8 protein-coding genes and 1 pseudogene are annotated in these 5,886 nt (G+C 61.3%); 3 read left to right on the top strand and 6 right to left on the bottom strand.

Going from position 1 to position 5,886, the window contains the following annotated elements:
* Nucleotides 1–95: SDR family NAD(P)-dependent oxidoreductase (locus WS91_RS35505; protein WP_156432290.1), on the bottom strand; the 95-nt coding region annotated here is incomplete at its 3' end.
* 187 nt (nucleotides 96–282) lie between these two features.
* Here WS91_RS35505 and WS91_RS04780 point away from each other — a divergent pair.
* Both WS91_RS04780 and WS91_RS04775 read left to right on the top strand, forming a co-directional pair.
* Nucleotides 283–1,254: a potassium channel beta subunit family protein gene (locus WS91_RS04780; RefSeq protein WP_038744514.1), complete on the top strand. Its 972-nt coding sequence runs from the start codon at nucleotides 283–285 to the stop codon at nucleotides 1,252–1,254.
* A gap of 137 nt (nucleotides 1,255–1,391) precedes the next feature.
* A complete protein-coding gene (locus WS91_RS04775) occupies nucleotides 1,392–2,237 on the top strand; it encodes a 23S rRNA (adenine(2030)-N(6))-methyltransferase RlmJ (RefSeq protein ID WP_038744515.1) in 846 nt (281 codons plus the stop codon).
* A 14-nt stretch (nucleotides 2,238–2,251) separates the two neighbouring features.
* Here the strand turns inward: WS91_RS04775 and WS91_RS04770 are convergent, their stop codons facing one another.
* The 5 genes and pseudogenes from WS91_RS04770 to WS91_RS04755 form a co-directional block, all read right to left on the bottom strand.
* Nucleotides 2,252–2,560, bottom strand: a complete 309-nt coding sequence (locus WS91_RS04770) for a hypothetical protein (protein ID WP_052145007.1) — start codon at nucleotides 2,558–2,560, stop codon at nucleotides 2,252–2,254.
* 154 nt (nucleotides 2,561–2,714) lie between these two features.
* Entirely contained in the window at nucleotides 2,715–2,861 is a 147-nt protein-coding gene (locus tag WS91_RS32110) for a DUF3563 family protein (protein WP_081989347.1), read from the bottom strand.
* 219 nt (nucleotides 2,862–3,080) lie between these two features.
* Complete coding sequence (gene cueR / locus WS91_RS04765; protein WP_038744516.1) at nucleotides 3,081–3,485, bottom strand: Cu(I)-responsive transcriptional regulator; 405 nt, start codon at nucleotides 3,483–3,485, stop codon at nucleotides 3,081–3,083.
* Between the two features lie 385 nt (nucleotides 3,486–3,870).
* Nucleotides 3,871–4,629, bottom strand: coding sequence for an IS21-like element helper ATPase IstB (istB, locus tag WS91_RS04760; RefSeq protein ID WP_059580329.1), 759 nt, complete (start codon nucleotides 4,627–4,629; stop codon nucleotides 3,871–3,873).
* A 15-nt stretch (nucleotides 4,630–4,644) separates the two neighbouring features.
* Nucleotides 4,645–5,429 (bottom strand): annotated as a pseudogene (locus WS91_RS04755) (Mu transposase domain-containing protein); the annotation flags it as partial.
* Between WS91_RS04755 and WS91_RS04750 the strand changes: the two are divergent.
* On the top strand, nucleotides 5,408–5,743 hold the full coding sequence (locus tag WS91_RS04750; protein WP_331458321.1) for a DUF5372 family protein: 336 nt from the start codon (nucleotides 5,408–5,410) through the stop codon (nucleotides 5,741–5,743). The pseudogene WS91_RS04755 and the gene WS91_RS04750 sit on opposite strands and share 22 nt — an antisense overlap.
* The last annotated feature ends 143 nt before the right edge of the window (nucleotides 5,744–5,886 follow it).

The raw sequence follows: 5,886 nt of genomic DNA, 5'->3' as shown, positions 1-5,886 counted from the left end.
GCGCCCGCACGCGCGAGCTCCAGCGCGATTTCCTTGCCGATGCCGCTTGCCGCGCCCGTCACGACTGCAGTTTTGCCGTTCAAGTTCGAAGTCATTCCCGAAGTCTCCATCAGTTAAGTCAATGAAAGCATCGCGTCCGGCATTCATCCAGTCGGCCGAGCGGCATAGGCCGAATGGCAGGCTGTCGCCGCGCGGCCGACATTGCTATTGTGCATGAACGAGGCCGCGCGCCGCGGTCAAACAGGCTAAGCTTGTTGTCGGTCACGCTCGATCGGAGGCGATATGAACTACCGAAGGCTGGGACGTTCCGGATTGCAAGTCAGCGAGTTGTCGATCGGTTCATGGGTCACCTATGGCAACCAGGTCGATCGTCGTGCCGCGCGAGAATCGCTGGCTGCCGCACGCGACGCCGGCGTCAACTTCTTCGACAACGCCGAAGTGTATGCGGGCGGCAAATCCGAGGAAATCATGGGACATGCGCTGAAGTCGCTCGGCTGGCCGCGCATCAGCTACGTGGTTTCGACGAAGTTCTTCTGGGGGCTCGCGGAAGCGCCGAATCAGTACCACACCCTCAACCGCAAATACCTGCTGAACGCGATCGACGCGTCACTGCAACGTCTGCAGCTCGACTACGTCGACCTCGTGTTCTGCCATCGCCCCGATCCGAATACGCCAATCGAGGAAACCGTGTGGGCGATGAGCGACATCATCGCGCGCGGCAAGGCGCTCTACTGGGGCACGTCCGAATGGAGCGCCGACGAGATCCGCGCCGCATACGAAATCGCCGAGCGGCATCACCTGCGCAAGCCGACGATGGAGCAGCCGCAATACAACCTGTTTCATCGCAAGCGCGTCGAGCAAGAATATAGGCGCCTCTATGAGGATTTCGGAATGGGGCTCACGACCTGGAGCCCGCTAGCGTCTGGGCTGTTGACTGGAAAATACCGGCACGGGGTTCCCGCCGGCAGCCGAGCCGAAATTCACGGCTACGACTGGCTGCGCGCACAATTGACGGACCCGGCGAAGAACAGCGTCGTCGAAGCGCTCGGCGAGGTAGCGCGCGACCTAGGCTGCAGCGTCGGCCAGCTCGCGCTGGCTTGGGTGCTGAAGAATCCTCGCGTCAGCACCGTAATCACCGGCGCGTCGCGTGTCGAGCAAATCATCGAGAACATGCGCTCGCTCGACGTGGCGGCAAAGCTCACGCCGGACGTCAAGCAGCGGGTCGAGCAGCTCGTCGGCGATGCCTACCAGTAGCCGCACGGCAGACCGAATCGCATACTCGCGTACAATACGCGACCGCATCTGCCAGCCATGCCAGCAGGCGTTGCGACATCATTCGCACGTCCCGCCGCTCGGCCGATTTCCACGTCTCGCTCCGTATTTCTCTCGCCATGCTCAGCTATCGTCACGGCTTTCACGCCGGCAACCACGCGGACGTCCTCAAGCACGCCGTTGTCGTGCAGTTGCTGCGTCATTTGAACAAGAAGGACAAGTCGTACTGGTACATCGACACGCACGCAGGTGCAGGCGTCTACTCGCTCTTCGACGGTTATGCGGCGAAAACCGGTGAGTTCAGTACGGGGATCGAAAAAATTTGGGATGCGGCGGATCTGCCCGAAGCACTGGCCAACTATGTCGACGAAGTCCGCGCGCTGAACAGCGGCGGCGAGCTGCGCTACTATCCGGGCTCGCCCTATCTCGCATGGCGAATGATGCGCGAACAGGACCGGATGCGCCTGTTCGAGCTGCACACTACCGAAATCGACGTGCTACGACACAATTTTCGCGATGCGGGGCGACGCGCGATGATCTACGCCGGCGACGGATTCGAAGGCATCAAGGCGCTGCTGCCACCGCCGCCGCGGCGCGCGCTCGTGTTGATCGACCCGTCATACGAGGACAAGCGCGACTATGCAAAGACGATCACCTGCGTGGAAGAAAGCCTGAAACGATTTGCAACGGGATGCTATGCGATCTGGTATCCACAGGTGAGCCGCCCCGAATCTCAGAAATTCGCCGATCATCTGAAACGACTGCAGCCGAACAACTGGCTGCATCTGAGCTTGACTGTGAGCCGTCCTCCTTCTGACGGCTATGGCCTGTTCGGCAGCGGAATGTTCATCCTGAATCCGCCATATACGCTGATCGACTCGATGAAAGAGACTCTCCCGTATCTCGTCGAAAAGCTTGGGCAAGATGGCGGCGCGACGTTTGCGATCGAGCACCGCGGCAACTGACTTCGCGCTGTTTACTAATGCGGCGCGGGAGATTTGAGCGGAACGGCCGAATTCGGCACTGCGATGTACGGGATGATCACCATCGGCGCCGTTGAACCGGAAGACAGTTCCGTCATCGGCGCAGGTTGCGCAGGCGCGACAATCGAAGCATGCGATAAGGGCGCGTTCTGCAGCACGATACCGCCCTTACCGTCGTGAATGCCGCTTTGCGTGTCCAAGATCAGCGGCGCACCACCGTTTGCTCCAGCAATCGCAGCCGTTGCGATGCCGCATAGTGCGACGCAACCGATCGCGAAGCAGAAAAAGCGCTTGACGACTTTCATCCGGCCCCCGTTTCAGACGACGCTGATTGTACGCCGATAGGCTACGATATCTGTACTGGACGTTTCCAGCTTATGAAAAGACAAAGCCCCGTCAATACGGGGCTTTCCTTTACTCGCGCACTAAGCGCGTGACGCAACGTCTTGCCGCTTCGAGTTACAGCGAGTAGCCGTTGGCTTCCAGCGAACGGATGCGCTGTTCGAGTTGAACGATGTCGCTCGACGATGCCAAGTAGGCTTCACGGCGGTCGCGCTCTGCAGCTTCAAACCAGTTGCTCAGCTTTTCGATGATGTAGGCAAACATGTTGTCTCTCCAAGGAAGGTTGAGATCCCCTGGTGAATCGACTTCAGGGATATCCCGTATAGGGTTAACCCGATTATAGCCTGATTGCACCAACTTGCCAGTGAAATGCTCGAATGTGATGCATGCCGATTTGGAATAGATCAAACAATTCCAACTTAAGCGTCTGATTTTTGAGGCACTTTCGTAGTCCGCTGCGCCAGAATCCCACGTCAGAATGCACTATTTTGGGTCACAGCAAGGGTTAGCCAAGCGCTCCAAAATGGGGCAATCCGGTCGGTCATCTCCACTGCAATGCGCGGCAAGGTTCGCAAGCGTGTTCCGCATATCGGTAAGCTCGGCGATCCGGCCGTCAAGTTCGGCCACGTGCTCGATCGCAATCGCTTTGACTTCGGCGCTCGCTCTCGAGCGATCTTGCCAGAGCGCCAGCAGTTTCCGGATGTCGTCGACGAGAAACCCCAGCCGTCGCGCCTGCCGGATGAAGCGGAGCAAGTGGATTTCTTCATCGTGGTAGACGCGGTATCCCGAATCGGTACGCTTCGCCGGATTGAGAAGGCCTACGCTTTCGTAGTAGCGGATCATCTTTGCGCTGACGCCCGTTGCCTTTGCGGCCTCTCCGATGTTCACAATTCGCTCCAGACAGAATCACGACTCGAATGTTAGCGCGTTCTGCCAAATATCTTCTTCGCCGTCCGGCTGCGGCTTGCGCTGAAGTCAGGCCCCCGACCAGGGGTATCGCACGACGAACGAGAACCAGAACTAGGCTGACAGCGAAGCATCCGGAAGTTACTGCTCGATGGAGTAAGCGCCTCACGGCGACCGTCGTAGACGAGGGCGAGAAGCGACATCAAAGTGGTGCCCATCATTTTCGATTTGATGGACATCACTGCGTATTCCACGCAAACCGAACGCTCATTCCACGCTTAAGCGAACGCCCATTCCACGGTTATCCGAACACGCATTCCACGCGCAAGCGAACGCTGCGGACGTGGCGACGCGGGCCTGAGCGTTTTTACTCCGACACCTCCTTGCTGGTCAAACCATTTCGGCGCTTGCGCATCGATTCGCCGGCGAGCGTGAGGCGATGGGCGTTGTGAACGAGTCGGTCGAGGATCGCGTCGGCGAGCGTCGGGTCGCCAATGGCGGCATGCCAGTTCTCGATGGGGATCTGACTGGTGACGATCGTCGAGTGGGAGCCGTGCCGGTCGTCGAGCACCTCGAGCAGGTCGCGCCGCGCCTGATCGGACATCGGCGCCATCGCGAGATCGTCGAGCACCAGGACGTCGGTTCGAGCCCACTGCGCGAGCAGCCGGGCATAGCGGCCGGCGCCGTGCGCGATCGCCATCTCCTCACTGAACTTCGGCATGCGCAGATAGCCAGCCGAGTAGCCCTGCCGGCAGGCCTGGTTCACCAGAGCGCACGCCAACCAGCTCTTGCCGAGCCCGGTCGGCGCGACCAGGATCACATTCTGCCGCTCCCGAATCCACTCGCCGGTCAGCAGCCGGGCGAGCAGCGTCCGGTCCAGGCCGCGCGACGAACGGTAGTCGATGTCTTCTGGCACGGCGCCGGGGAAGCGCAGCTTGGCGCGGCGCAGCCGCGCCGTGAGCAGGAGCGAATCGCGCTCGCTGGCCTCGCGCTCGACGAGCAGCCCGAGACGCTCCTCGAAGCCGAGTTGATCGATGCTGGCCTGCGATTGCTGCTCGGCCAGCGCCGCTGCCATGCCGAACAGGCGCAGCGTATGGAGCTTCTCGACGGTCGGATGATGCAACATGATGACGATCTCCAGTCAGTGGTAGTAGGATGGTCCGCGCACGTTCGCGTGCACGAGCGGCAACTCGGCCTGGGCGGCGGCCGTCTCGGCCTTGCTTTCCAGACCGTTCTTCAGCGTCGACGCAATGAAGCGGTAGTTCGACGCTTTCAGATCGATGGCGCGGCTGCAGGCGGCCTCCAGCCGCGTGGCCCCGTAGTCCTTGCCCAGCCGCAGCACACCCAGGCAGGCGCGGTAGGCTGCTCCGGGTGTTGGCGGCCACTGAGCAGGTGCTCGACGACGGCGGCGGTGTGCGGACCGATACTGGCTGCCCATTTGAGCAGGCGTTGCGGGTTCCACTCGGTGGTGGCCACCCGGTGATTCGGCGGCATGTGCGCGGCGATCGTGCTGTGATGGCCGCGCCGCTCACTGCGGGCATGCGCGGCAATGCGCTGGCCGCGATGGAAGATCTCGACGCTGGTCCTGGTGTAGCGCACGTCGACCTGTTCGCGCGCGTAGCGGTACGGCACGGAGTAGAAGTGCTCGACGACTTCGACGTGGTAGTCGATCCCGACGCGCGCGAGCTTCCACTGGGCGAACTGATACGGCCGCTCGGGCAGCGGCCGCAACGCCGGGCGATCGAGTTCCTCGAAGGCACTGCGGCGACAGCCGGGCAGCTTCTTGAACGGCTTGTTGTTCAAACCGACGAGCAGTGTGGCGATCGCGCGGTTCGCTTCATCGAGGCTGAACAGGCGCTGGTGGCGCAGCCGCGCCAGAATCCAGCGCTGAACGAGGAGCACCGATTGCTCGACCTTCGCCTTATCGTAAGTCAGCAACTGCTTGTCGTGACGACGGTTGCACGGCCGTAACGGTCGAGATCACCCATCCCTTTCACCCGCGACGCGGTACACGAATCCAGCTGGCTACCCGGCGCATCAACTGGGGAGAGGACCGCGTCATGTTCTACGACGAACATGGCCAGCTGGTATCGATACTGGCCTCATGGACGAACGTGGATGAGCCGGACGCGTTCGCGCAGGCTGCGGCGGGGCGCTCCGCCTTTCGTGTCGACGACCTTCGGAGGCTGCGCGCGCTAATCGACGACCTGAGGCCGGAGGTCCTGGGGCGTGTCAAGTAAATTACGCCGCCAATGTAAGTTAAATTACGCCGCATCAGATTCGCGTGAGCGCGACGTGCGTAGCAATACCCGAGTCTGGCTGGTGGCCGGCGTCACCGACATGCGCTGCGGATTCCAAGGGCTGGCGGCGAAGGTGCACACGG

The sequence above is a fragment of the Burkholderia sp. MSMB1498 genome, assembly GCF_001526245.1.
In the GTDB taxonomy this organism is placed as follows: Bacteria; Pseudomonadota; Gammaproteobacteria; order Burkholderiales; family Burkholderiaceae; genus Burkholderia; species Burkholderia savannae.
The sequence above is the reverse complement of the archived record's forward strand: the minus strand, read 5'-3'. Positions and strand labels throughout refer to the sequence as shown.